1 rRNA gene is annotated in these 3,198 nt (G+C 57.0%); it reads left to right on the forward strand.

The window, feature by feature from the left end:
• Nucleotides 1-55: 55 nt before the first annotated feature.
• Nucleotides 56-3,176, forward strand: a 23S ribosomal RNA gene (locus ABT232_RS38160).
• Nucleotides 3,177-3,198: the final 22 nt, after the last annotated feature.

Raw genomic sequence — 3,198 nt, forward strand, 5'->3', positions numbered from 1 at the left:
TCTGACGGGTGGCTGGTCGTTGTTTGAGAACTGCACAGTGGACGCGAGCATCTGTGGCCAAGTTTTTAAGGGCGCACGGTGGATGCCTTGGCACCAGGAACCGATGAAGGACGTGGGAGGCCGCGATAGTCCCCGGGGAGTCGTCAACCAGGCTTTGATCCGGGGGTTTCCGAATGGGGAAACCCGGCAGTCGTCATGGGCTGTCACCCGCTGCTGAACACATAGGCAGTGTGGAGGGAACGAGGGGAAGTGAAACATCTCAGTACCCTCAGGAAGAGAAAACAACCGTGATTCCGGGAGTAGTGGCGAGCGAAACCGGATGAGGCCAAACCGTATGCGTGTGAGACCCGGCAGGGGTTGCGCATGCGGGGTTGTGGGATCTCTCTTCTGTCGTCTGCCGGCGGCAGGACGAGTCAGAAACCGTTGATGTAGGCGAAGGACATGCGAAAGGTCCGGCGTAGAGGGTAAGACCCCCGTAGTCGAAACGTCAGCGGCTCGTTTGAGAGACACCCAAGTAGCACGGGGCCCGAGAAATCCCGTGTGAATCTGGCGGGACCACCCGCTAAGCCTAAATATTCCCTGGTGACCGATAGCGGATAGTACCGTGAGGGAATGGTGAAAAGTACCGCGGGAGCGGAGTGAAATAGTACCTGAAACCGTGTGCCTACAAGCCGTGGGAGCGTCGGATACGTGCTTGCACGTATCTCGTGACTGCGTGCCTTTTGAAGAATGAGCCTGCGAGTTTGCGGTGTGTTGCGAGGTTAACCCGGGTGGGGAAGCCGTAGCGAAAGCGAGTCCGAATAGGGCGTTTCAGTAGCACGCTCAAGACCCGAAGCGGAGTGATCTAGCCATGGGCAGGTTGAAGCGGAGGTAAGACTTCGTGGAGGACCGAACCCACCAGGGTTGAAAACCTGGGGGATGACCTGTGGTTAGGGGTGAAAGGCCAATCAAACTCCGTGATAGCTGGTTCTCCCCGAAATGCATTTAGGTGCAGCGTCGTGTGTTTCTTGCCGGAGGTAGAGCACTGGATAGGCGATGGGCCCTACCGGGTTACTGACCTTAGCCAAACTCCGAATGCCGGTAAGTGAGAGCGCGGCAGTGAGACTGTGGGGGATAAGCTCCATGGTCGAGAGGGAAACAGCCCAGAGCATCGACTAAGGCCCCTAAGCGTACGCTAAGTGGGAAAGGATGTGGAGTCGCACAGACAACCAGGAGGTTGGCTTAGAAGCAGCCACCCTTGAAAGAGTGCGTAATAGCTCACTGGTCTAGTGATTCCGCGCCGACAATGTAGCGGGGCTCAAGCGTACCGCCGAAGTCGTGTCATTCACACAATAGGGCCAACGCCTGTGTGGATGGGTAGGGGAGCGTCGTGTGCCGGGTGAAGCAGCACCGGAAGGTAGTTGTGGACGGTTCACGAGTGAGAATGCAGGCATGAGTAGCGATACAAACGTGAGAAACGTTTGCGCCGATTGACTAAGGGTTCCTGGGTCAAGCTGATCTGCCCAGGGTAAGTCGGGACCTAAGGCGAGGCCGACAGGCGTAGTCGATGGATAACCGGTTGATATTCCGGTACCCGCTGTGAAGCGTCAAACATCGAATCCAGTGATGCTAAGGCCGTGAAGCCGCCCTGGAGCCTTCGGGCAAAGGGGAGTGGTGGAGCCGCCGGCCCAATCTGGTAGTAGGTGAGTGATGGGGTGACGCAGGAAGGTAGTCCATCCCGGGCGGTGGTTGTCCCGGGGTAAGGGTGTAGGACGTAAGGTAGGCAAATCCGCCTTGCACATAGTCTGAGACCTGATGCCGAGCCGATTGTGGTGAAGTGGATGATCCTATGCTGTCGAGAAAAGCCTCTAGCGAGTTTCATGGCGGCCCGTACCCTAAACCGACTCAGGTGGTCAGGTAGAGAATACCGAGGCGTTCGGGTGAACTATGGTTAAGGAACTCGGCAAAATGCCCCCGTAACTTCGGGAGAAGGGGGGCCACATCCGGTGATGAGCTTTGCGCTCTGAGCTGGGGGTGGCCGCAGAGACCAGCGAGAAGCGACTGTTTACTAAAAACACAGGTCCGTGCGAAGCCGTAAGGCGATGTATACGGACTGACGCCTGCCCGGTGCTGGAACGTTAAGGGGACCGGTTAGCTCACTTTCGGGTGGGCGAAGCTGAGAACTTAAGCGCCAGTAAACGGCGGTGGTAACTATAACCATCCTAAGGTAGCGAAATTCCTTGTCGGGTAAGTTCCGACCTGCACGAATGGCGTAACGACTTCTCGACTGTCTCAACCATAGGCCCGGTGAAATTGCACTACGAGTAAAGATGCTCGTTTCGCGCAGCAGGACGGAAAGACCCCGGGACCTTTACTACAGTTTGATATTGGTGTTCGGTTCGGCTTGTGTAGGATAGGTGGGAGACTTTGAAGCGGGCACGCCAGTGTTCGTGGAGTCGCCGTTGAAATACCACTCTGGTCGTGCTGGATGTCTAACCTGGGTCCGTGATCCGGATCAGGGACAGTGTCTGATGGGTAGTTTAACTGGGGCGGTTGCCTCCTAAAGAGTAACGGAGGCGCCCAAAGGTTCCCTCAGCCTGGTTGGCAATCAGGTGTTGAGTGTAAGTGCACAAGGGAGCTTGACTGTGAGACCGACGGGTCGAGCAGGGACGAAAGTCGGGACTAGTGATCCGGCGGTGGCTTGTGGAAGCGCCGTCGCTCAACGGATAAAAGGTACCCCGGGGATAACAGGCTGATCTTCCCCAAGAGTCCATATCGACGGGATGGTTTGGCACCTCGATGTCGGCTCGTCGCATCCTGGGGCTGGAGTCGGTCCCAAGGGTTGGGCTGTTCGCCCATTAAAGCGGTACGCGAGCTGGGTTTAGAACGTCGTGAGACAGTTCGGTCCCTATCCGCTGTGCGCGTAGGAGTCTTGAGAAGGGCTGTCCCTAGTACGAGAGGACCGGGACGGACGAACCTCTGGTGTGCCAGTTGTTCTGCCAAGGGCATGGCTGGTTGGCTACGTTCGGGAGGGATAACCGCTGAAAGCATCTAAGCGGGAAGCCTGCTTCGAGATGAGGACTCCCACCCACTTGATGGGGTAAGGCTCCCAGTAGACGACTGGGTTGATAGGCCGGATATGGAAGCCAGGTAACTGGTGGAGTTGACCGGTACTAATAGGCCGAGGGCTTGTCCTCAGTTGCTCGCGTCCACTGTGTT

This window comes from Streptomyces sp. NPDC001532 (assembly GCF_040298625.1).
GTDB lineage: Bacteria > Actinomycetota > Actinomycetes > Streptomycetales > Streptomycetaceae > Streptomyces.